Origin of the sequence: Streptomyces sp. NPDC013457 (assembly GCF_043089925.1) — a bacterium.
Classification (GTDB): domain Bacteria; phylum Actinomycetota; class Actinomycetes; order Streptomycetales; family Streptomycetaceae; genus Streptomyces.
In genome coordinates, this window is sequence record NZ_JBICBL010000007.1 from 143485 (window position 1) to 163898 (window position 20414).

22 protein-coding genes and 1 tRNA gene are annotated in these 20414 nt (G+C 71.3%); 9 read left to right on the forward strand and 14 right to left on the reverse strand.

Annotation, left to right across the window (positions count from 1 at the left end):
* Positions 1-53: 53 nt before the first annotated feature.
* Positions 54-1346 (forward strand): glucarate dehydratase family protein, encoded by a 1293-nt coding sequence (locus tag ACF1G2_RS20155; RefSeq protein WP_391799579.1) that lies wholly within the window; start codon positions 54-56, stop codon positions 1344-1346.
* Here ACF1G2_RS20155 and ACF1G2_RS20160 read toward each other — a convergent pair.
* From ACF1G2_RS20160 to ACF1G2_RS20170, 3 genes are all read right to left on the reverse strand, one after another.
* Complete coding sequence (locus ACF1G2_RS20160) at positions 1333-2784, reverse strand: DUF4157 domain-containing protein (RefSeq protein WP_391799580.1); 1452 nt, start codon at positions 2782-2784, stop codon at positions 1333-1335. The genes ACF1G2_RS20155 and ACF1G2_RS20160 overlap by 14 nt on opposite strands.
* A gap of 161 nt (positions 2785-2945) precedes the next feature.
* Positions 2946-3857 (reverse strand): MBL fold metallo-hydrolase, encoded by a 912-nt coding sequence (locus ACF1G2_RS20165; protein ID WP_391799581.1) that lies wholly within the window; start codon positions 3855-3857, stop codon positions 2946-2948.
* Between the two features lie 87 nt (positions 3858-3944).
* Positions 3945-4241 carry a hypothetical protein gene (locus ACF1G2_RS20170; RefSeq protein ID WP_391799582.1) on the reverse strand — a complete coding sequence of 99 codons (297 nt, stop codon included), beginning with the start codon at positions 4239-4241 and terminating at the stop codon, positions 3945-3947.
* A gap of 128 nt (positions 4242-4369) precedes the next feature.
* Here ACF1G2_RS20170 and ACF1G2_RS20175 point away from each other — a divergent pair, with 128 nt between their 5' ends.
* Entirely contained in the window at positions 4370-5308 is a 939-nt protein-coding gene (locus tag ACF1G2_RS20175) for an NADP-dependent oxidoreductase (RefSeq protein WP_391799583.1), read from the forward strand.
* A gap of 88 nt (positions 5309-5396) precedes the next feature.
* Here the strand turns inward: ACF1G2_RS20175 and ACF1G2_RS20180 are convergent, their stop codons facing one another.
* The 5 genes from ACF1G2_RS20180 to ACF1G2_RS20200 form a co-directional block, all read right to left on the reverse strand.
* Complete coding sequence (locus ACF1G2_RS20180; RefSeq protein ID WP_391799584.1) at positions 5397-5717, reverse strand: DUF202 domain-containing protein; 321 nt, start codon at positions 5715-5717, stop codon at positions 5397-5399.
* Complete coding sequence (locus ACF1G2_RS20185) at positions 5714-6109, reverse strand: YidH family protein (protein ID WP_391799585.1); 396 nt, start codon at positions 6107-6109, stop codon at positions 5714-5716. The genes ACF1G2_RS20180 and ACF1G2_RS20185 overlap by 4 nt, the downstream gene beginning before the upstream one ends.
* A 9-nt stretch (positions 6110-6118) precedes the next feature.
* Entirely contained in the window at positions 6119-6634 is a 516-nt protein-coding gene (locus tag ACF1G2_RS20190; RefSeq protein WP_391799586.1) for an NUDIX hydrolase, read from the reverse strand.
* Between the two features lie 108 nt (positions 6635-6742).
* Entirely contained in the window at positions 6743-7525 is a 783-nt protein-coding gene (locus ACF1G2_RS20195; RefSeq protein WP_391799587.1) for a glucose 1-dehydrogenase, read from the reverse strand.
* The gene (locus ACF1G2_RS20200) at positions 7522-8157 is read right to left on the reverse strand and encodes a TetR/AcrR family transcriptional regulator (RefSeq protein WP_391799588.1); all 636 of its coding nucleotides are present in this window, start codon (positions 8155-8157) and stop codon (positions 7522-7524) included. Before ACF1G2_RS20200 ends, ACF1G2_RS20195 begins: the two co-directional genes overlap by 4 nt.
* 95 nt (positions 8158-8252) lie before the next feature.
* Between ACF1G2_RS20200 and ACF1G2_RS20205 the strand changes: the two genes are divergently transcribed.
* Positions 8253-9908 (forward strand): FAD-binding dehydrogenase, encoded by a 1656-nt coding sequence (locus tag ACF1G2_RS20205; protein ID WP_391799589.1) that lies wholly within the window; start codon positions 8253-8255, stop codon positions 9906-9908.
* A gap of 75 nt (positions 9909-9983) precedes the next feature.
* Here ACF1G2_RS20205 and ACF1G2_RS20210 read toward each other — a convergent pair whose 3' ends face one another.
* The 3 genes from ACF1G2_RS20210 to ACF1G2_RS20220 all read right to left on the reverse strand — a co-directional run bounded on the left by ACF1G2_RS20210 (position 9984) and on the right by ACF1G2_RS20220 (position 12717).
* A complete protein-coding gene (locus ACF1G2_RS20210; protein WP_391799590.1) occupies positions 9984-10481 on the reverse strand; it encodes an ASCH domain-containing protein in 498 nt (165 codons plus the stop codon).
* Positions 10482-10603: 122 nt separating this feature from the next.
* Complete coding sequence (locus ACF1G2_RS20215; protein ID WP_391799591.1) at positions 10604-12001, reverse strand: GntP family permease; 1398 nt, start codon at positions 11999-12001, stop codon at positions 10604-10606.
* Between the two features lie 191 nt (positions 12002-12192).
* On the reverse strand, positions 12193-12717 hold the full coding sequence (locus ACF1G2_RS20220; protein ID WP_391799843.1) for a gluconokinase: 525 nt from the start codon (positions 12715-12717) through the stop codon (positions 12193-12195).
* Positions 12718-12856: 139 nt separating this feature from the next.
* Here ACF1G2_RS20220 and ACF1G2_RS20225 point away from each other — a divergent pair, with 139 nt between their 5' ends.
* Together ACF1G2_RS20225 and ACF1G2_RS20230 are read left to right on the forward strand one after the other, a co-directional pair.
* Positions 12857-13558, forward strand: a complete 702-nt coding sequence (locus ACF1G2_RS20225; protein WP_391799592.1) for a FadR/GntR family transcriptional regulator — start codon at positions 12857-12859, stop codon at positions 13556-13558.
* Positions 13559-13751: 193 nt separating this feature from the next.
* A complete protein-coding gene (locus ACF1G2_RS20230) occupies positions 13752-15221 on the forward strand; it encodes an amino acid permease (RefSeq protein ID WP_391799593.1) in 1470 nt (489 codons plus the stop codon).
* A gap of 86 nt (positions 15222-15307) precedes the next feature.
* On the opposite strand, the gene ACF1G2_RS20235 is transcribed toward ACF1G2_RS20230, so the two are convergent.
* Positions 15308-16243, reverse strand: coding sequence for an RluA family pseudouridine synthase (locus tag ACF1G2_RS20235; RefSeq protein WP_391799594.1), 936 nt, complete (start codon positions 16241-16243; stop codon positions 15308-15310).
* Positions 16244-16380: 137 nt separating this feature from the next.
* Positions 16381-16468, reverse strand: a tRNA-Leu gene (locus ACF1G2_RS20240).
* 208 nt (positions 16469-16676) lie between these two features.
* Between ACF1G2_RS20240 and ACF1G2_RS20245 the strand changes: the two genes are divergently transcribed.
* From ACF1G2_RS20245 to ACF1G2_RS20255, 3 genes are all read left to right on the forward strand, one after another.
* Positions 16677-18011 carry a M20/M25/M40 family metallo-hydrolase gene (locus ACF1G2_RS20245; RefSeq protein WP_391799595.1) on the forward strand — a complete coding sequence of 445 codons (1335 nt, stop codon included), beginning with the start codon at positions 16677-16679 and terminating at the stop codon, positions 18009-18011.
* 142 nt (positions 18012-18153) lie between these two features.
* Positions 18154-18387, forward strand: coding sequence for a chaplin ChpH (gene chpH / locus ACF1G2_RS20250; protein WP_260230231.1), 234 nt, complete (start codon positions 18154-18156; stop codon positions 18385-18387).
* Positions 18388-18541: 154 nt separating this feature from the next.
* Positions 18542-19330, forward strand: coding sequence for a chaplin (locus ACF1G2_RS20255; RefSeq protein ID WP_391799596.1), 789 nt, complete (start codon positions 18542-18544; stop codon positions 19328-19330).
* Positions 19331-19397: 67 nt separating this feature from the next.
* On the opposite strand, the gene ACF1G2_RS20260 is transcribed toward ACF1G2_RS20255, so the two are convergent.
* A complete protein-coding gene (locus ACF1G2_RS20260; RefSeq protein ID WP_100106356.1) occupies positions 19398-19586 on the reverse strand; it encodes a DUF5703 family protein in 189 nt (62 codons plus the stop codon).
* Positions 19587-19633: 47 nt separating this feature from the next.
* On the opposite strand from ACF1G2_RS20260, the gene ACF1G2_RS20265 reads away from it, so the two are divergent.
* Positions 19634-20281: a hypothetical protein gene (locus ACF1G2_RS20265; protein WP_391799597.1), complete on the forward strand. Its 648-nt coding sequence runs from the start codon at positions 19634-19636 to the stop codon at positions 20279-20281.
* Positions 20282-20414 lie beyond the last annotated feature (133 nt).

Below are 20414 nucleotides of genomic sequence, written 5' to 3' on the forward strand. Positions count from 1 at the left end.
AAAGTGGCGTGGGCGGTCTGGTGGTGAATCGGAGCCATGAATAGGGTTCACATATGAATCCAGACCTGCTCGTCGAGGAAGTCCGGCTGACCCCGATCCTGATCGCCGACCCGCCCCTGCTCAACACGCAGGGCGTCCATCAGCCCTTCACCCCCCGCCTGGTGGTGGAGGTCGTCACGCGGGGCGGGGTCACCGGCCTGGGGGAGACGTACGGCGACGGGAGGTATCTGGATCTCGCACGGCCGCTGGCCGAGGCGCTGCCCGGCCAAACGGTCACGGACGTGAACGGCCTGTTCGTGCTGGCCGCGCGGGTGTGCGGCGACTCACGAGCCGTCGACGCGCGCGTCGACGCGGGTGGGCTGCGCGGGGTCCAGACCGCCGCCAAGCTCCGCCTCTCCGTCGTCTCGGCCTTCGAGGTCGCGTACCTCGACGCGCTCGGCAAGAGCCTCGGCCTCCCCGTCCACGCCCTCCTCGGCGGCAAGGTCCGCGACTCCGTCGAGTACAGCGCGTACCTCTTCTACAAGACCGCCGGAACCGACGACTGGGGCCCGGCCCTCGACCCGGCGGGCATCGTGGAACAGGCCCGCCGCTTCGACCGGACGTACGGCTTCCGTTCCTTCAAGCTCAAGGGTGGTGTCTTCCCGCCCGAGCAGGAGATCGCCGCGATCCGGGCCCTGGCCGAGGAGTTCCCCGGCCGGCCGCTCCGCCTCGACCCGAACGGCGCGTGGTCCGTGGAGACCGCGCTGGAGGTGGCGCGCGAACTGAAGGGCGTCCTGGAGTACCTGGAGGACCCGACGACCGGCACGGACACCATGGCCGAGGTCGCGTCCCGTACGGACGTGCCGCTCGCGACCAACATGTGCGTGACGACCTTCGAGGAGATCCCCAGGGCCTTCGCCCGGGACGCGGTACGGATCGTGCTCTGCGACCACCACTACTGGGGCGGCCTGCACCGCACGCGCGAACTGGCCGCGCTCTGCCGCACGTACGGCGTCGGGCTCTCCATGCACTCCAACACCCACCTGGGGATCAGCCTCGCGGCCATGACCCAGGTCGCCGCCACCCTGCCCGACCTGGACCACGCCTGCGACACCCACCATCCCTGGCAGACCGAGGACGTCGTCACCACCCGCCCCGAATTCCGGGACGGGCGCCTCCCCGTCTCCGACGCCCCCGGCCTCGGCGTCGAACTGGACCGGGAGGCCCTCGCCGCCCTGCACCGCCGCTGGCTGGAGGACGACGGCACCCACCGCGACCGTGACGACGCGGCGGCCCTGCGAAGGCTGCGCGCCGCCGGGGAAAAGGGCCTGGACGGCGTACTCGCGGACGGGCTCAGGGGAGTGTGATCGGCTGGGTCTTGTCGCCGGGCGCGGGCGCCGGCCGGTCGGGGTGGATCGCCACCAGCCGGGCGCCCTGCGCGTACGTGCTCTCCCGGCCGAAGAACTGGTAGCCGGACTCGAGGAGCTGCAGGATCTCGTGGCCCAGCATGGCCTGGGGACCACCCTCGTCGGCCGCCTTGTTGCTGTCCCAGAGCGCGCCGTCGCCCAGGGCCTCGACCTCGTTCCAGAAGTTGCCCGTGTGCAACTGACCGGCGATCAGCATGCCTTCGATCTGGGCGCCGAGGTTGGTGAGGATCTTGAACACGGCGCGCTCGGCGATGCCGCCGTCCATGAAGGCGTAGTTGACCGGGACGGACCACTTGGTGGTGTTGAGCCGCCGGCCCATCCGGGCGTCCTCCGGCAGCCGGTCCCCGACCTGGGGCTTCCCCTGCTGGTACTGGGCCCACGGCCCGGTGTCGCCCGTCCGGCCGAGGACGAGCTTGCGCTTGGCCTTGAGCGCCGCCGCCTGGGAACTCGCCATCGTCTCCGACGAGGTGGTGGTCAGGTCGGCCCGGAGGCTCGCCTCCACGGCGGCCACCACCTCGGCCTTGCCTCGCCCCTGGAGCGGACCCACCAGGCCGTGGATGTACTCGACGTTGTCGTTGAGATCCGGGTTGCTGAGGACCCATTTCGGCTTGGCGCGGTTCGCGGCCCAGGTGTCGTACTCGGCGACGTAGTCGTTGATGCTCTCGTCCGCCTGGTCGAGCAGCCTGCGCACCTCGTCGTCGATCTTGCCCGGGTGGTGCATGCGCTGGACGTCGCCGGTTCCCCCCGCGACCGGCGCGGCGTCGGCCGTCGCCTCCCCGGCGGCCTGGGTCGCCGACGAGCGCAGCACGCGGTGGGCCGTCGCCTCGGCCTCACGCTCGAACCGGTCCGACGGATCGCTGACACGCAGCCCGTCCCCCCGGTCGGTGCCGGCCACCGGCCCCTTGCGCTGCTGGAGGACATGGGTCAGCTCGTGCGCGAGGGTGTGCCGGTCCATACCGCCGGGCCCGGCGACGATGTGGCTGCCGGAGGTGTAGGCGGAGGCGCCGAGCTCGGTCGCGGACGCCTGGGCGGCGGAGTCCGTGTGGACGCGGACGTCGGAGAAGTCGGCGCCGAACCGCGCCTCCATGTCGGACCGGCTCTCGGCGTCGAGCGGCCGGCCGCCACCGCGCAGGACGCTGTGGACGGAGGAGCGCTGCACCGACGGCCCCGGCTCCTCCTCGTGCCCGCACCCCGCGCCGTGCCGGTGCTCGTCCTGCGCGGCGCCGGCACGGCGCAGCATCTGGACGACGGCGGCGTTCCCGGCCGAGCGCTGGAGGCCGAGCAGTGACTCGGCGGGCGCCACCGCCCGGGCCGAGGAGGTGCGGTCCGCCGAGGCGTCCCGTTTCTTCGCTGCCCGGCTGCTCGCTCGGTCGTACATGAAGGTCCTTTCGGGCGCCGGTCGTCTGCCTTCCCGGTATAGCCGGGCGGGCTGACGTCCCGCCAGGTACGGCAGGGCAGACTTCCCGGCCCCCGGGGCCCTGCCTCTCGGCCCGAACGCCCCCTCGCGACGATCGCCCGGCCGTCGCGAGGGCGTGCCGCTCACGCGTGGCAGGCCACCGGAACGCCGCCGTTCATCGCGGCCATGTCGCCGAAGACCGTCACCGGATCCAGCGGCGAGCCTTCGGGCAGGCCGTTCAGCTCCGCGTACGCACGGTGCAGGTTGGCCACCAGACGCTCGCTCTCCCGCCACTCCGCGAACTCGCCGAGGTCCGCCGATCGCGCCGTCTCCAGCGGTGTCGCCCCCTTGGCGTGCCCCTCGCGGGCCAGTTCGGCCACCCAGCGCAGGTACCGCTCCGTCGCGTCGTACGCCGAGGGGTCCGTCACCCGCCCGTGCCCCGGCACCACCGTCGGGGCGTCCAGCGAGCGCAGCAGTTCGAGCGCGCGCAGCGAACCCGCGAGCGACCCCATCGGAAGGAACGGCGTTCCGCCGTGGAAGACCAGGTCCCCCGTGAACACCACGCCTTCTTCCGGGAGATGGACGATCGAGTCGCCGGTCGTGTGCGCGGGGCCGGGGTGCAGCACGCGCACCTCCAGCTCACCCACGTACAGCGTCAGCCGCTCGCTGTACGTGAGCGAGGGCGGCGCCACCTCGATCTCGCCGAAGTCGGTCTGCGGCCAGAGCAGATGGAGCTGCCGCCCGGCCGCGAGCTGCTCGGCCCGGCAGGACTCGTGCCCGACGATCCGAGCCTCCGGCAGGAACACCCCGTTGCCGTAGGTGTGGTCGCCGTGGTGGTGCGTGGAGACGATCGTGCGGGGGAGCGGCAGTCCCTCGGCCAGGACCGCCTCGCGGAGCAGTCGCGCCCGGCGCTCGGTCGCGGCGGTGTCCACGAGCAGCGTCTCGCCGCGATCCCCGACGAACCCGGCGTTGTTCAGACACCAGCCGCCGTCGGGCTGGACGAACGCGTGCACGCCCGGTGCGAGTGCGACGACGTACGGATCGGTGACGGACAAGGAATCCCCCTGGATGTGAAGAACGGCCCGACCGGCGAGTACTTCCCCTCGGGGGAGCCTGTCAGTCGGGCCCGTTCCGCAGAAGGCTCAGTGGTCGTCCCAGTGGTTGCCGTGCGCCGCGTGCCGGTGCCCGTCGTGCACGTAGTCGACGTGGTCCCCGTGTGCGACGGCCGTGTGCCCGCAGTCCGGCCCGTGCGTGTGGTCGGGGTGGGTGTGCGGGACGTGGGAGGAGGGCTCGCACTCGTCCCAGTGCCCGGAGTGCTCACGGTGCAGATGCCCGTCGTGGGCGTAGTCCACGTGGTCGTGGTGGGTCACGGCGGTGTGCCCGCACGAGGGCCCGTGCGTGTGCGCGTGGGTGGGGTGCTCGTGGTGGAGAAGGGTCATGGCCTCAGGCTAGTCCGAAATGCCGCTTTCGTCCCTGTATCGGCCTGGGGTCCGGGCGTGCGCGTCGCCGCACTCCGCCGGGGGTATCCGGCTTGCGGCACCTCCGGCCCGCCGTGATCGTTCGGGGTATGAAGGCCATCAGCTACAGCCGGTACGGCGGACCCGAGGTGCTCGAGTACGGGGAGCGGCCCGACCCCAAGGTCGGCCCCGACGACGTGCTCGTGAAGGTGCGCGCGGCGGCCGTGAACCCGGTCGACTGGAAGGCCCAGGCGGGCTACCTCGACGGGATGATCGACGCCGTCTTCCCGGTCGTACCCGGCTGGGACGTCTCGGGGGTGGTCGTCCAGCCCGGTGTCTCCGTCACCGAGTTCAGCGTCGGCGACGAGGTCATGGGCTACGTCCGCGAGGACTTCCTCTGCCGCGGCACCTTCGCGGAGTACGTCGCCGCCCCGGTCCGCACCCTCGCCCGCAAGCCGCGCACCCTCGGCTTCGAGGAGTCCGCCGCGCTTCCGCTGGTCGGACTCACGGCCTACCAGGTGCTCCACCAGGCGCTCACCGTCCGTTCCGGCGAGACGGTCCTGGTGCACGCGGCGGCAGGCGGGGTCGGCTCCATGGCGGTCCAGATCGCCCTCCACCTCGGCTGCCGGGTCATCGGTGCCGCCCGCGAGGCCGGCCAGGAGCAGATCAGGGAGCTGGGCGCCGAGCCGGTGGTCTACGACGAGGCCACTTTCGTCGAGCAGGTCCGCGCGCTGGCGCCGGACGGGGTGGACGCGGCCTTCGACACGATCGGCGGACCGTACCTCAAGCTCACGCCGAGGGTCCTCGCCCCCGAGGGCCGCCTCGCCTCCATCGCGGACGGCGAGGTGATCGGCCTGGGCGGCCGCTACTTCTGGGTACGGCCCGACGCCCAGGACCTCGCCGCGCTGGCCGCCCTGGCCGACGAGGGCGCCCTGTCCGTACGGGTGGCGCGGTCCTTCCCGCTGGAACAGGCCGCCGACGCCCAGCGCGCCAACCAGGAGGGCGGCCTCCACGGCAAGGTCGTGGTCACCGTGGAGTGGGCCGACTGACGGCGAGCGGCGCACGGCCGCGGACTCCGGGCGGCGGCGAGCGGCGGACTGCGGCGGACGGCGCCGGACGGAACGACTCCGGGGCGGCTCAGAGCACCACGGCCACCGCGAACGCCGCCAGCGCGACCGTGCACGCCGTCGCGAGCAGCGCGCCCCGAGGGGAGAGCGGCCCCGGGCGCGCCGCGTCCAGGGCGCGGATCCGGCGGTGGGCGACGGCCAGGAAGCCGATCCAGACCAGCGCGGTGAGCGCGGCCCCCGCCACCGAAGCCGGTGTGATCGCGTCACTGATCGCCGACTTCGTCGCGAGCACCGCCACGACGGTGCAGGTCAGCGTCGTACGCCGCCACGCGAGCCGGGTCCGCTCCGGCTGCAGCCCCGGATCCCGGACGGGCTTCGCCGCCTCGGTCACCGTCCGGCCCAGCCGAAGAGGATGACCACCACCATCGCCAGCGCGACCACGGCCACCGCGAGGCTCAGCACCGTCGGGAAGCGGGACACCGGCAGGTCGTCCCCGCGCCGCATCGCCCGCTCGCACCGCACCCAGTGGTTCACCGCCCGCAGCGCGCACAGCACACCCGCGGCCAGCAGCGCGAGCGCGAGCCCGACCCGTACGCCCCACCGCAGGTCCGGCAGGAACTGGTCGACGGCGAAACCGCCGCCGACGAGCGCGAGCGCGGTCCGGATCCAGGCGAGGAAGGTGCGCTCGTTGGCGAGCGAGAACCGGTAGTCCGGGGTCTCGCCCTCGTCACGGATCCGCTGCGGCGCGAACCACAGCCGCAGACTCTGTACGAAGTCACTCACCTGGGCACCTTAACCGCGGCGCGCACGCAGGCGTTCGTAGGCCGCCAGCCCGTCCGGGACCCACTCCCACTCGCCGAGCCGCGCGACGACCTCCGTCTCCGGAAGGAACGCGTGCCAGGCGACCTCCTCCACCTGAGGGTTCACCGGCAGCTCGCACCGCACCTGGTAGACCGCGGACCACCACTTCCCGGCGACGCCCCCGGAGTCGTGCAGGAACCGGAACAGCGGCTCGGGGCGCGGCAGCCCGGAGACGCCCAGCTCCTCCTCCGCCTCGCGCAGCGCCGCGTCGTCGTACGACTCGCCGGCGCCGACGACACCGCCGACGAACATGTCGTACATCGACGGGTAGACCAGTTTCACCGGCGTGCGCCGGTGCACGAAGATCCGGTCCTCGGCGTCCCGCACCAGGATGAAGGTGCAGCGATGGATCAGACCCCGGGCGTACACCTCGGCGCGCGGGGCCCGGCCGACCACCTCGTCGTTCTCGTCGACGACGTCCAGGATCTCTTCGGCGGGGTTCGTCATACCGCCATGAAATCACCGGGGGCGCAAGCCGCGTCGCCACTGCCCGGTGTCAGGGCGTCACCGCCCACGAGGTCGTCGCGTCACGACGTCACCGCCCCCTCACGTACGTCACCGCCCCATCACGTACTTCACCGTCGGACCGGTCGTCCAGCCGCCGTCCACGGCCAGCTCCGCACCCGTCACGTACGAGGCCGCGTCCGAGAGCAGGAACACCACCGCGCCCGCGATCTCGGGCGCCTCGCCGACCCGGCCCATCGGGGTGTTGGGGTACCTGCCCTCGCCGCGCTCGATGCCGACGACCGCCGTCATCGGCGTGTACGTCATGCCCGGGTGGACCGAGTTGACGCGGATCCCCGCCGTGCCCAGCTCCACCGCGCCGATCTTCGTCAGCCCCCGCACGCCCCACTTCGAGGCGCCGTAGCCGGCCGTCAGCGCCAGGCCCATCAGCCCCGCGGCCGAGGAGATGTTGACGATCGAGCCGCCGCCCGCCTCCTTCATCGCCGGTATCGCGGCCTTCATGCCGATGAAGACACCGGTCAGGTTGATGTCGAGCACCTTGCGGAAGTTCTCGACGGACTCCGACTCCAGGAACGCGCCGCTGGAGATCCCGGCGTTGTTCACCAGACCGTGCAGCCCGCCGAACTCGGCGACCGCGTAAGCGACGGCCGAGGCCCATGCCTCCTCGGACGTGACGTCGTGGTGGAGGAAGCGCGCCCGGTCGCCCAGCCCGGCCGCGGTCGCCTCGCCGTCCTCGTCGAGCACGTCCGTGATCACGACGTTCGCACCGGCGGCCACGGACTGCCGTGCGGCCTCGGCGCCCAGACCGCGGGCGCCCCCGGTGATGAGGACGGTCCGGCCGGTGAGGTCGTGGAGGCGGGTGGTCTCGGTCATGAGAGGTCCTTGTCGATCGAGGGCGGCGGAGCCTGAAGCAGGGCCGTCGTGGTCTGGACGAGGTCGGCGAGGAAGAGCGGCTGCCCGGTGAGCGGCTCGGTGCCGTCGAGGTACTGCCGGGCCCGGTCGGCCATGGCCGCGCCGACGACCGTGAGCGCCAGATCGAGCCGCTCCAGCCGCAGCGGCTCGGGCAGACCGGTCAGGCAGGCCTCGACGCGCTCGATCAGCCGCCAGTACACGGTGCCGTCGAGCGTGGGATGCGGGGTGCGGGTGCGCACCCCGCTCTCATGGCTGAGCTGGGCGGAGATCCGCAGACAGCGGCGGCCGCGCTCGGTGCCCAGCTCGCTCGCCTCGGCCGTGACAAGGGCCCGGATCAGCGCGTGCGGCTCGTCCGTGGCCTCGGCGAGGAGCGGTTCCAGGACCTGCTCCGTACGTCTCTGGCGGCCCGCCATCACCGCGTCGAGGAGTCCGGTGCGCGAGCCGAAGTGGTACTGCACGGCCGAGGGGTTGCTCTGGCCCGCGAGGGCCACGACGTCGCGCAGCTGGGCGCCGTCGACACCCTGCGCCGCGAAGACCTCCTCCGCCGCACGGATCAGCTTCTCCCGGGTCTCGGGCCCCGATGTCCTCGCCATGCCGAGCATGTTAATGCTCGACATTAGAAAACGGGAGGGGCGGGAAAGGGTCCGGACTGTTGACTCGATACATCGGTGTATCCAAGATTCGGTCCATGTCGTACGACGCTGATGTGATCGTGATCGGAGCCGGCCTCGCCGGCCTGGTGGCCACCGCCGAACTCGTGGACGCCGGGCGGAGCGTGATCCTGCTCGACCAGGAGCCCGAACAGTCCATGGGCGGACAGGCCCACTGGTCCTTCGGCGGGCTGTTCCTCGTGGACTCGCCCGAGCAGCGCCGGATGCGGATCAAGGACAGCCGCGACCTCGCCCTGCAGGACTGGCTCGGCACGGCGGGCTTCGACCGCGCCGAGGACCACTGGCCGCGGAAGTGGGCGGAGGCGTACGTCGACTTCGCGGCGGGCGAGAAGCGCTCCTGGCTGCACGCGCGCGGCGTGCGCTTCTTCCCGGTGGTCGGCTGGGCCGAGCGCGGCGGCTACGACGCGAACGGGCACGGCAACTCGGTGCCCCGCTTCCACATCACCTGGGGCACCGGCCCCGGCCTCGTCGCCCCCTTCGAGCGCCGGGTCCGCGAGGGCGTCGCCTCCGGCCGGGTCCAGCTCCGCTTCCGCCACCGGGTGACCGGCCTCGGCCGCACCGCCGGAGCCGTGGACACCGTCAGCGGCGAGATCCTGGAGCCCTCCACCGCCGAGCGCGGCACCGCGAGCAGCCGGGAGGTCACCGGCCCCTTCGAACTCCGCGCGCAGGCGGTGATCGTCACCTCGGGCGGCATCGGCGGCAACCACGACCTCGTACGCAAGCAGTGGCCCGACCGGCTCGGCACCCCGCCCGCGAAGCTGCTCTCCGGCGTCCCCGCCCATGTCGACGGGCTGATGCTCGGCATCACCGAGGAGGCCGGCGCCCACCACATCAACCGCGACCGGATGTGGCACTACACCGAGGGCATCGAGAACTGGAACCCGATCTGGGCCAGGCACGGCATCCGCATCCTGCCCGGCCCGTCCTCGCTCTGGCTCGACGCGACCGGCCGCCGGCTGCCCGTCCCGCTCTTTCCGGGCTTCGACACCCTCGGCACGCTGGAACACATCATGCGGACCGGGCACGACCACACCTGGTTCGTCCTCGACCAGCGCATCATCGGCAAGGAGTTCGCCCTCTCCGGCTCCGAGCAGAACCCCGACCTCACCGGCAAGTCGGTCCGCGACGTCATCGGCCGGGCCCGCGCGGACGTGCCGGGCCCGGTGAAGGCGTTCATGGACAACGGCGTCGACTTCGTCGTCGAGAAGGACCTGTCCGCGCTCGTCCGGGGGATGAACGCCCTCACGGACGAGCCGCTGATCGACGAGGCGGAACTGCGCCGGGAGATCACGGCGCGGGACCGCGAGATCGCCAACCCCTTCACCAAAGACCTCCAGGTCACGGCGATCCGAGGGGCCCGCAGATATCTCGGCGACAAGCTGATCCGTACGGCGCCCCCGCACCGGATCCTGGACCCCAAGGCCGGTCCGCTGATCGCCGTACGCCTGAACATCCTGACCCGCAAGTCGCTCGGCGGTCTGGAGACCGACCTCTCGTCGAGGGTGCTCACCGAGAGCGGAGAGGCACTGGAAGGGGTCTACGCGGCGGGCGAGGCGGCCGGGTTCGGCGGCGGAGGCGTCCACGGCTACCGCTCCCTGGAGGGCACCTTCCTCGGCGGCTGCATCTTCTCGGGCCGGGCGGCGGGCCGGGCGGCCGCGCAGGCGGTGGGGTAGAAGGCCTACGGGCGGCGGGCCGAAGGCCGTACGGGGGGCGGTGGCGCGCGATGCGCCCGCCACCGCCCCCAGACCTCAGCCCAGTCGCCGTACGACCGTGAACCGCTCCGCGACCGCCACCGTCGCGTCGGTCACGGTGAACTCCGGATCGCCGAGGAACTCCCGCATCTCGGCGCCGTGCCAGAACCTCTCGTGGGAGGCCCGCCACTCGGCGACCGTCGTGTACCCCTCCCCCTCCTCGATCGCGAACGGGAGGTCGACCTCGCCGACCGGCAGCACCCGTACCTCCGTGGTCTCCACCACGGCGACGGGCAGCCCCCGCGAGTCGATCAGCGCCCAGCGCTCGCCGACGCGCGGCAGTTCGTCGCCCTCCACCTCGTACTCCACCAGGAGACCCGTCGTCGAGGTCTTCTCGCCGGAGAGCACGGCCGCCACGAGCTGGTCGCGCAGGGGGCCGGGAAAGGCCAGCTCGAACGGCTTGAGGGACGCGGGATCCTCGGGAATCCCGGAGTCCTCGGGAGTCCCGGAGTGCTCGGGGCTCTCCGTCCGTGCGGTGATCTCACTCTCTTCCATGCGCCGCAGTGTGGCACGCGGCACGTTGCCCGAACCGAACCGAACCGAACCGGACCGGGTCCGGGCGCCAGGAGGCGCCCGGACCCGGTCCGTCTGCAAGGGCTGCGGAGTGCGTTCGGCCGCTACAACACGAGCGAAAGCAGCAGGACGAAGACGATGCCGACGACCGAGATGATCGTCTCCATCACCGACCAGGTCTTGATCGTCTGGCCGACGTTCATCCCGAAGTACTCCTTGACGAGCCAGAAGCCTGCGTCGTTCACATGGCTGAAGAAGAGCGAACCGGCACCGATCGCGAGGACGAGCAGCGCCGTCTCGCTCGTGCCCATGCCCTCGGCGAGCGGGGCCACGAGTCCGGCCGCGGAGATCGTCGCCACCGTCGCCGAACCGGTCGCGAGCCGGATGGCCACCGCGATCAGCCAGGCCAGGAACAGCGCCGGGATCGACCAGTTCTCGGAGAAGTCCAGGATCATCTGGCCCACGCCGACGTCGATCAGCGTCTGCTTGAAGCCGCCGCCCGCGCCGACGATCATCAGCACGCCCGCGATCGGGGCGAGGGACTTCTCGACGGTCGAGGAGAGCCGCTCCTTGGTGAAGCCGGCCGCGCGGCCCAGCGTGAAGAGGCCCACGATGACGGCCGCGAGCAGAGCGATCAGCGGCGAGCCGATGACGTCGGTGACCTTCTGCACGGCGTTGTCGGGGTCGTCGACGACGATGTCGACCAGCGCCTTGACCAGCATCAGGACGACGGGCAGCAGGACGGTCGCGACGGTGGCGGCGAAGCCGGGGCGCTTCTCCAGGTCCTCCGACGGACGCGCGGGGATCATGTTCTCGGGGGCCGGGATGTCGACCCAGCGGGCCGCGTACCGGGAGAAGAGGGGACCGGCGATGATCACGGTCGGGATGGCGACCAGCACACCGAGGGCGAGCGTGACGCCGAGGTTGGCGCCGAGCGCGTCGATGGCGACCAGCGGGCCGGGGTGCGGTGGGATCAGACCGTGCATGACCGACAGACCGGCGAGGGCCGGCACGCCGATCCGCATCAGCGAGTAGTTGCCGCGCTTGGCGACGAGCAGGACCACCGGGATCAGCAGGACGATGCCGACCTCGAAGAAGAGCGGCAGACCGATGACGGAGGCGATCAGCACCATCGCCCAGGGCATCGACCTGCCGCTCGCCCTGGCGAGGATCGTGTCGACGATCTGGTCCGCGCCGCCGGAGTCGGCGAGCAGCTTGCCGAGGATCGCGCCGAGCGCGATCAGCACACCCACACCCGCGACGGTCTTGCCCAGACCGGCGGTGAAGGAGTCGATGGTCGCCGCGAGCGGCGCCCCGGCGAAGGCGCCGAGGGCCAGCGACCCGATGGTCAGGGCGAGGAAGGCGTGCAGCTTGAACTTGGTGATGAGCAGGACGATGACGGCTATGCCCGCGAGCACGGCTATGCCGAGCTGGGCGTTGCCCGCCGAGGTGATCGGCTCGACGGCGTCCGCTGCCAGCACCTCGACGCTGAGACTGGTCACGGTGGTTCCTTTGGGACGGGTGGGGGCAGGAAGGGGGCCCGTCCGACACCCGGAACGGGCGAGGGACGACGGTGCGGCGGGTACCGCGTGCCGCGGGGGCACGGCAGGAGTTCCGGCGCGCGGCAGGGCTGCCGCAGGGCCACGGCAGCCTGCCGCGGGCTACGGCGGATCTGCCGCAGGGCTTGTGGAGATCAGCCGGCGTGCTCGCGCAGCGCGGCCACCGCCCGTGCGGCGATCTCCTCGGGCGAACCGGAGACGTCGACGGCCACACCGGCCTCGTCGTCGCCGAGCGGCTGCAGCGTGGCGAACTGCGAATCGAGCAGCGCCGTCGGCATGAAGTGCCCCTTGCGCTCCCTCATCCGCCGCTCGATCAGCTCGCGGTCGCCGGTCAGATGGAGGAAGACCACGCCCGGGGCGGCCGCCCGCAGCCGGTCCCGGTAGATCCGCTTCAGCGCGGAACTGCTCACCACCCCGCCGATCCCTTCACGGCCGTGCGCCCACCGCCCGATCGCGTCGAGCCAGGGGCCGCGGTCCGCGTCGTCCAGCGGGGTGCCGGCCGACATCTTCGCGACGTTCGCCGCAGGATGGAAATCGTCGCCCTCGGCATAGGGGACTCCGAGCGCGTCCGCGACCAGCGGACCGATGGTCGTCTTGCCGGTGCCGGCGACGCCCATCACGACGACGACCGGGGAGACCGTCGGGGAGGTGGAGCTCATGGGGTGGTGCCTCGCTGTCTTCTTCGACATCGATTCCGTCGCGCTCATGAAACCCATTGGGTACGACGTATTCAAGAGACTGTGACTTTAAAGTCATACTTTTTATTGGCGATCTTGGTCCACGCGTAGGCTGACCCCCATGACGACACCGGCCCAGGGGCTCCATCCGCACGTCCTCGCCATCCTGGGTCTCGCGATCACCGCGGGGGAGTACCAGCCCGGCAGCGTCCTGCGCACCCACGAACTCGCCCAGCGTTTCGACGTCTCCCGCACCGTCGTCCGCGAGGTCGTCCGCGTCCTGGAGTCCATGCACCTGGTCGAGTCCCGCCGCCGCGTGGGTGTGATCGTCCTGCCGACCGCGCAGTGGAACGTCTACGACCCCCAGGTCATCCGCTGGCGCCTGGCCGGCACCGACCGGCCCCGCCAGCTGCGCTCCCTGACCGTGCTCCGCTCCGCCGTCGAACCCGTCGCCGCCGGACTCGCCGCCGTGCACGCCACCCCCGAGCAGTGCCGTGAGCTGACCGAGCAGGCGCTCGGCATGGTCGCCACCTCGCGCGGCCGGCAGCTGGAGGCGTACCTCGTCCACGACATCGCCTTCCACCGGGTCGTCCTGAACGCCTCCGGCAACGAGATGTTCGCCCGGCTCGGCGACGTCGTCGCCGAGGTGCTCACCGGCCGCACCCGGCACCAGGTGATGTTCGAGGACCCCGACCCGGCGGCCGTGACCCTCCACGTCCAGGTCGCCGAGGCGGTACGGGAGCGTGACGCGGTACGCGCCGAGGAGCTCACCCGCCAGATCGCGGTCGGCGCGCTCAAGGAACTGGACGTTCTCGCGCCGTAAAACCTTTCGATCCCAGGCGTTCGCGTCGTAGGAACCTCAGAAGTAGCTCAAATAAGGGCGATCAGTGACATTGGCCACTGCTGAATTCCCGCCGTGCCGTGACGATGTGCGCTGGCCGTGAGAGCCGTGGACGACCTCCACGCGCTCGGCCGGGTACCGCACAGACCCTCCCCTCACGAAGGCGAACAACTCCATGAGTGACCGCACCCTCCCTGCGGCCGACACGCTGTCCGCCACGCCACCGGCGACGGCATCCGGGGCGTCCCCCCACGTAGACGCCGGCGACGCCGGGTACCGCAAGGACCTCAAGTCCCGCCACATCAACATGATCGCCATCGGCGGCGCGATCGGCACCGGCCTCTTCCTCGGCGCCGGTGGCCGCATGGCCAACGCCGGCCCGTCCCTCTTCATCGCGTACGCGGTCTGCGGCGTCTTCGCCTTCTTCGTGGTGCGGGCTCTCGGCGAGCTGGTCCTCTACCGCCCCTCCTCCGGCGCGTTCGTCTCCTACGCGCGTGAGTTCATGGGCGAGAAGGGCGCCTACACGGCCGGCTGGCTCTACTTCCTCAACTGGTCGACCACCGCCATCGCGGACATCACCGCCGCCGCGACCTACGCCCACTTCTGGGCCATGTTCAGCGACGTCCCGCAGTGGATCCTCGCGCTGATCGCCCTCGCGGTCGTCCTCGCCGCCAACCTCATCTCCGTGAAGTACTTCGGCGAGATGGAGTTCTGGTTCGCGATCATCAAGGTCGGCGCGCTCGTCGCCTTCATGCTCATCGGCATCTTCCTGATCGTGACCTCGCACGACGTCGGCGGCCACACGCCGGGCCTGTCCACCATCACGGACAACGGCGGCATCTTCCCGACCGGTGTCATGCCGATGCTGCTCCTGATCCAGGGTGTCGTCTTCGCGTACGCCTCCGTCGAGCTGTGCGGCGTCGCCGCCGGCGAGACCGAGAACCCCGAGAAGATCATGCCGCGGGCGATCAACTCGATCATGTGGCGCGTGGGCCTCTTCTACGTCGGCTCCGTGATCCTCCTCGCCCTGCTCCTGCCGTACACCGCGTACTCCGGCGACCAGAGCCCGTTCGTCACCGTCTTCGACAAGCTGGGCATCCCCGGCGCCGCCGGCGTGATGAACCTGGTCGTCCTCACCGCCGCGCTCTCCAGCCTGAACTCGGGTCTCTACTCGACCGGCCGGATCCTGCGCTCCATGTCGCTCGCCGGCTCCGCGCCCAAGTTCACCGGCGTCATGAACAAGGGTGGCGTGCCCTACGGCGGCATCCTGCTCACCGCCGCCTTCGGTGTCCTCGGCGTCGGCCTGAACTACCTCATGCCGGGCGAGGCCTTCGAGCTCGTGCTGAACTTCGCCTCCATCGGCATCATCGGCACGTGGGCCATGATCATGGTCTGCTCGCTGCTCTTCGTGAACCGCTCCAAGGAAGGCCGGGTCACCCGCCCCGGCTACCGGCTGCCCTGGGCCCCGTACACCCAGATCGTCACGCTGGTCTTCCTCGGCTCCGTCCTCGTCCTGATGTGGATGGACGGCGGCATCAGCCGCACCACCGTGAACTGCCTCCCGCTGATCGCCCTCGCGCTCGTCGGCGGCTGGTTCCTGGTCCGCAAGCGCGTCCGCGCGACCGCGTCGGTGACCCAGGACTGACGACCCCCCACGGGGTGCCGAGACCCCCGCAGGCGACCGCCTGCGGGGGTCTCGCGCTGTGTGCGGGGGCGGCTGTCGGAACCGCCTCAGCCGAGCCCGTCGAGCCCATGGAGCCGCAGCCCGCTCTCGAACCGCATCGGGACGCCGGTGAGCGGGTCGGTGAACTCCAGCGTCCGCGCGAGCAGCTGGAGCGGACGCGCATGGTCCTCCGGCCCGTCCTCGCGGACCACGGGATAGACCGGGTCGTGCAGGATCGGCAGTCCCAGGCTGTTCATGTGCACCCGCAGCTGATGGGTCCGCCCGGTCGCCGGCAGCAGCCGGTACCGCCCGAGCCCGCCGCGCCGCTCCACCAGCTCGATCCGGCTCTCGCTGTTCGGCTCACCCGGCACCTCGCGGGCGGCGATCACCCCGCGCTCCTTCTCGATCCGGCTCCGCACGGTCACCGGCAGCGCGATCCCGGGCTCGTACGCCGCCACCGCCTCGTACTCCTTGCCGACCAGCCGGTCCCGGAACAGCGTCTGGTACGCGCCCCGGTCGCCGGGCCGCACGATGAAGAGCACCAGGCCGGCCGTCAGCCGGTCGAGCCGGTGCGCGGGCTGGAGCTCCGGCATCCCCAGCTCCCGCCGGAGCCGGGCGAGCGCCGTCTCGGTCACATGGCGCCCGCGCGGCATGGTCGCCAGGAAGTGCGGCTTGTCGACGACGACGATCCGCTCGTCGCGGTGCACGATCCCCAGCTCGAAGGGGACCCGCTCCTCCGCGGGGAAGTCCCGGTGGAACCAGAGCCGCAGCCCGGCGACGTACGGCTCGTCCCCGGCGACCGCCCCGTCCACCCCGACGAACCGCCCGTCCCGCAGCATCTCCGCGACCCGCGCGTCCCCGATGGCGCCCCCGTACCGCGCCCGCAGGTAGTCCCCGACGGTCGCCCAGCCGGCATCGGGCTCCTCGGGCAGCCGCACCCGCACCGGATCGATCCCGTCCCGCTGCGGAAGCGGCGCGGCAGGCGTCCTCGTTCTCCGTCTCACCGGCCTCGCCCTCCGTCGTTCCGTCCCGCACCGCGCCCTTCGCGCCGTCGCCCCACAAGCCGTCGTCCGAGAAGCCGTCGTCCGAGAAGCCGTCGTCCGAAAGCAAGAAGGACCCCACATGACGTGGGGTCCTTCGCTGGTGTCCGAGGGGGGACTTGAACCCCCACGCCCGATAAAGGGCACTAGCACCTCAAGCTAGCGCGTCTGCCATTCCGCCACCCGGACAAGGTGTCTGTCTTTCCGGCCGCTCGGCCGTTCCGACGTGGAAAACCATAGCAAACATCAGGGGTGGTCGATCACCACCCCTGCTCCGGGCGGAACCGTGTGACAGACGTGTGTCGGCCGACGGGCGCCCTTGGGTCCCGGAGCCGGGCGCGCGAGGATGGGGGCGACCACCAGCAAGCACGTGGGGCACGTAGTGGGAGGAAGCAGCGTGAGCGAGTCGAACACGGCCCGGAGGGACAACGGCGAGACCGCCGAGAACGAGGTCGTCGACCTCTGTCGTGACCTCATCCGCATCGACACCAGCAACTACGGCGACCACTCCGGCCCGGGCGAGCGGGCGGCGGCGGAGTACGTCGCCGAGAAGCTCGCCGAGGTCGGTCTCGAGCCGAAGATCATCGAGTCGCACAAGGGGCGGGCCTCCACCGTCGCCCGTATCGAGGGCGAGGACCCCTCCCGGCCGGCCCTGCTGATCCACGGCCACACCGACGTCGTGCCGGCCAACGCCGAGGACTGGACCCACCACCCCTTCTCCGGCGAGATCGCCGACGGCTGTGTCTGGGGCCGGGGCGCGGTCGACATGAAGGACATGGACGCGATGACCCTCGCGGTCGTACGGGACCGGATGCGCAGCGGCCGCAAGCCCCCGCGCGACATCGTCCTGGCGTTCCTCGCCGACGAGGAGGCGGGCGGCACGTACGGCGCCCGGCACCTCGTCGACCACCACCGCGACCTCTTCGACGGGGTGACCGAGGCGATCGGCGAGGTCGGCGGCTTCTCCTTCACCGTCAACGAGAACCTGCGGCTCTACCTGGTCGAGACGGCACAGAAGGGCATGCACTGGATGCGGCTCACCGTCGAGGGCACGGCGGGGCACGGGTCGATGACCAACAACGACAACGCCATCACCGAGCTCTGCGAGGCCGTCGGCCGTCTCGGGCGCCACCAGTGGCCGGTCAGGGTCACCAAGACCGTACGGTCCTTCCTGGACGAGCTCTCGGACGCGCTGGGCACCCCGCTCGACCCCGAGGACATGGAGGCGACGCTCGCCAAGCTGGGCGGCATCGCCAAGATGGTCGGCGCGACCCTGCGCAACTCCGCCGCCCCGACCATGCTCGGCGCCGGGTACAAGGTCAACGTCATCCCCGGACAGGCCACGGCGCACGTCGACGGACGCTTCCTGCCGGGTTACGAGGAGGAGTTCCTGGCCGACCTCGACCGGATCCTCGGCCCGCGGGTCAAGCGCGAGGACGTGCACGGGGACAAGGCCCTGGAGACCAGCTTCGACGGAGCCCTCGTCGACGCCATGCAGCTCGCCCTGCGCGCCGAGGACCCGATCGCCCGTGCCGTCCCGTACATGCTCTCCGGCGGTACCGACGCCAAGTCCTTCGACGACCTCGGTATCCGCTGCTTCGGTTTCGCGCCGCTCAAGCTGCCGCCGGAGCTGGACTTCGCCGGGATGTTCCACGGCGTGGACGAGCGGGTTCCGGTCGACGGCCTGAAGTTCGGTGCACGCGTCCTCGACCGGTTCATCGACGCCTCCTGAGAGCCTCGGCCGGTATTCGGGCGCACGTGCGCATGTGCCCGGAACGAGTGAATGCACTCATACGCTCGTAGCCCCATTACTTTCCCCTCGTTACAGGTGGTGCGGTCCGCGGCTGGGATCGCATTGCCAACAAGGAGGAATAATGATCAAGAAGGTCGTCGCTGCTGCGGCTGCCACGGGCGGTCTCGTTCTCGCGGGTGCGGGCATGGCCGTTGCCGACTCGGGTGCCCAGGGTGCCGCCATCGGTTCCCCCGGCGTGCTCTCGGGCAACGTCGTCCAGGTGCCGGTTCACGTCCCGGTGAACGTGTGCGGCAACACGGTCTCCGTGATCGGGCTGCTGAACCCCGCCTTCGGCAACACCTGCATCAACGCCTGACGTTGTGCCTCGACCCGTGAGGGTCTGAGCCAGTCCGGCCCCGGAGTGCGTGCCATGCACTCCGGGGCCGGTGGCCATTTCCGCCCCGGGCGTGGTGCCCGGTGGCCCCTCTTCTGAAGCCAGAAGGCAGAAGCCGAGAAGGCAGGGAACAGCTATGCGACAGGTCACGCGCAAGGGCCTGATCACCGTTGCGGCCGCGGGCGGGGTACTCGCCCTCGGTGGTGGTTACGCGAATGCCGATGCGGGAGCGAACGGCACCGCCTCGAATTCTCCGGGCGTCGCGTCCGGCAATTCCGTCCAGGTTCCGGTGCACGCGCCGGTGAACGTCTGCGGAAACACCGTCAATGTGGTCGGGCTGCTCAATCCGACGTTCGGCAACAAGTGCGCCAACGTCTCCAAGCCGGGCAAGCACCGCCGCGGCTCGTCGGCCCAGGGCAGCACCAGCAACTCCCCGGGCGTCGCGTCCGGCAACAACGTCCAGGTGCCGGTCCACGTCCCCGTGAACGCCTGCGGGAACAGCATCTCGGTCATCGGCGCGATCAACCCGGCGTTCGGGAACGAGTGCGGCAACGGCGTCGAGCCGACGCACCCCGGCAACCCCGGCAACCCCGGTAACCCGGGCAACCCCGGCAACCCTGGGAATCCGGGCAACCCCGGCAACCCTGGGAATCCGGGTAACCCTGGTAACCCCGGCAACCCTGGCAACCCCGGAAACCCGGGTACGCCCGGCAACCCGGGCAACCCCGGGGACTCCGGCGAGCCCGGCGGACCCGGAACGCCCGGCGGGCCGAACACGCCTGGTACGCACACGATCACACAGCCCGACGAGACCGAGGAGCTGGCGCAGACCGGCTCCGGCCCGCTCGGGGCGATCGTCCCGGCCGGCGCGGGTCTGCTGCTCGCCGGTGCGGTGCTCTACCGCCGCAACCGCCGGTCCGCCTAGCGCCGGCGGGCGACCGGACCGGTCGCGCAACGCGCAGGGGCCCCGCATCGCGGGGCCCCATGTCATGTCACCAGGTGGCGCGGACCTGACGGATGATGCGCCGGCGCAGCCGCACCCTGCGGCTGCCGTCCCGGTGCAGGGTCAGACGGTCCAACTCCCAGTGCCCGTACTCCGCGTGGTCGGTCAGGAGCCGCGTGGCCTCCTTGCGGGAGACGCCGCGCGGCACGTACACGTCGACAAATTCGTATTCCGGCATCGCATCTATTGTGCGGGCACCGGCCCGCTACGGATAGCGTGCGTCCCATGTCTGATGCTGCGCAGCCCACCGCTGCCGAGGTACGTGCCGCCGCCGAGGCGGTCAAAGCCGCACTGGACCGTCACCTGGAGGCGGTCGAACGTCGTTCGGGGGACGACGACCCGGCCGTCTACGAAGCCTTCAACGCCCTCGCCGCGGCGGCCGAGGCGTACGACGAGCGGCTCTACGACCGGTACGACGAGGTCACCCCCTTCGAGATCCCGGGCGCCGACGACTCGCTGCCGCCCTACGCGGGACCGGAGGAGCCACATGCCCTCAGCGTGCTGATCCGCCGCGACTACGCCGTGGCGGAGCCCAAGCGGCTCCTCGCCCAGGCTCAGCGCATCGCCGATCTGGAGGGCGACGAGGAGGGTGCGGACGGGACTCCGGCCGTCGGTGTCAGTACGCACGCGGCGCTCGGAGTGCTGTTCGGCGAGTTCGAACCGGATGAAATCGCCTCACGGCACAAGGAGTTCGGCCTGGAGGAGGGCGACTCCACCCTCTGGGTCTCGGCCGCGGAGGAGCTGCCGGAGCCGGGGGAGTGGCTGAACGCCCCCTTCGAGCAGGCCGATCCGGAGCGGATCGTCTGCCGCTTCGACGTCAGCGCGGTCTTCGACGACGAGTTGGACGACGACCTGGAGGAGCAGGACGCCTGAACGGTACGGCGTCCGGCCGGGTACGGCGGAGGGCGGGGCAACACCCCCAGTCCCCCCCCCCCCCCGAACCCGCGCCCCACCCCCACCCGAAAACGCCACCCCCCCCCCCCCGAGGGGTTCCCGCACCGCCCCC

Excerpts from the sequence above, each read along its gene's own strand:
- ACF1G2_RS20155 (WP_391799579.1), top strand. The coding sequence starts at position 54 with ATGAATCCAGACCTGCTCGTCGAGGAAGTCCGGCTGACCCCGATCCTG.
- ACF1G2_RS20160 (WP_391799580.1), bottom strand. The coding sequence starts at position 2,784 with ATGTACGACCGAGCGAGCAGCCGGGCAGCGAAGAAACGGGACGCCTCG.
- ACF1G2_RS20170 (WP_391799582.1), bottom strand. The coding sequence starts at position 4,241 with ATGACCCTTCTCCACCACGAGCACCCCACCCACGCGCACACGCACGGG.
- ACF1G2_RS20175 (WP_391799583.1), top strand. The coding sequence starts at position 4,370 with ATGAAGGCCATCAGCTACAGCCGGTACGGCGGACCCGAGGTGCTCGAG.
- ACF1G2_RS20190 (WP_391799586.1), bottom strand. The coding sequence starts at position 6,634 with ATGACGAACCCCGCCGAAGAGATCCTGGACGTCGTCGACGAGAACGAC.
- ACF1G2_RS20195 (WP_391799587.1), bottom strand. The coding sequence starts at position 7,525 with ATGACCGAGACCACCCGCCTCCACGACCTCACCGGCCGGACCGTCCTC.
- ACF1G2_RS20200 (WP_391799588.1), bottom strand. The coding sequence starts at position 8,157 with ATGGCGAGGACATCGGGGCCCGAGACCCGGGAGAAGCTGATCCGTGCG.
- ACF1G2_RS20205 (WP_391799589.1), top strand. The coding sequence starts at position 8,253 with ATGTCGTACGACGCTGATGTGATCGTGATCGGAGCCGGCCTCGCCGGC.
- ACF1G2_RS20210 (WP_391799590.1), bottom strand. The coding sequence starts at position 10,481 with ATGGAAGAGAGTGAGATCACCGCACGGACGGAGAGCCCCGAGCACTCC.
- ACF1G2_RS20220 (WP_391799843.1), bottom strand. The coding sequence starts at position 12,717 with ATGAGCTCCACCTCCCCGACGGTCTCCCCGGTCGTCGTCGTGATGGGC.
- ACF1G2_RS20225 (WP_391799592.1), top strand. The coding sequence starts at position 12,857 with ATGACGACACCGGCCCAGGGGCTCCATCCGCACGTCCTCGCCATCCTG.
- ACF1G2_RS20230 (WP_391799593.1), top strand. The coding sequence starts at position 13,752 with ATGAGTGACCGCACCCTCCCTGCGGCCGACACGCTGTCCGCCACGCCA.
- chpH (WP_260230231.1), top strand. The coding sequence starts at position 18,154 with ATGATCAAGAAGGTCGTCGCTGCTGCGGCTGCCACGGGCGGTCTCGTT.
- ACF1G2_RS20255 (WP_391799596.1), top strand. The coding sequence starts at position 18,542 with ATGCGACAGGTCACGCGCAAGGGCCTGATCACCGTTGCGGCCGCGGGC.
- ACF1G2_RS20260 (WP_100106356.1), bottom strand. The coding sequence starts at position 19,586 with ATGCCGGAATACGAATTTGTCGACGTGTACGTGCCGCGCGGCGTCTCC.
- ACF1G2_RS20265 (WP_391799597.1), top strand. The coding sequence starts at position 19,634 with ATGTCTGATGCTGCGCAGCCCACCGCTGCCGAGGTACGTGCCGCCGCC.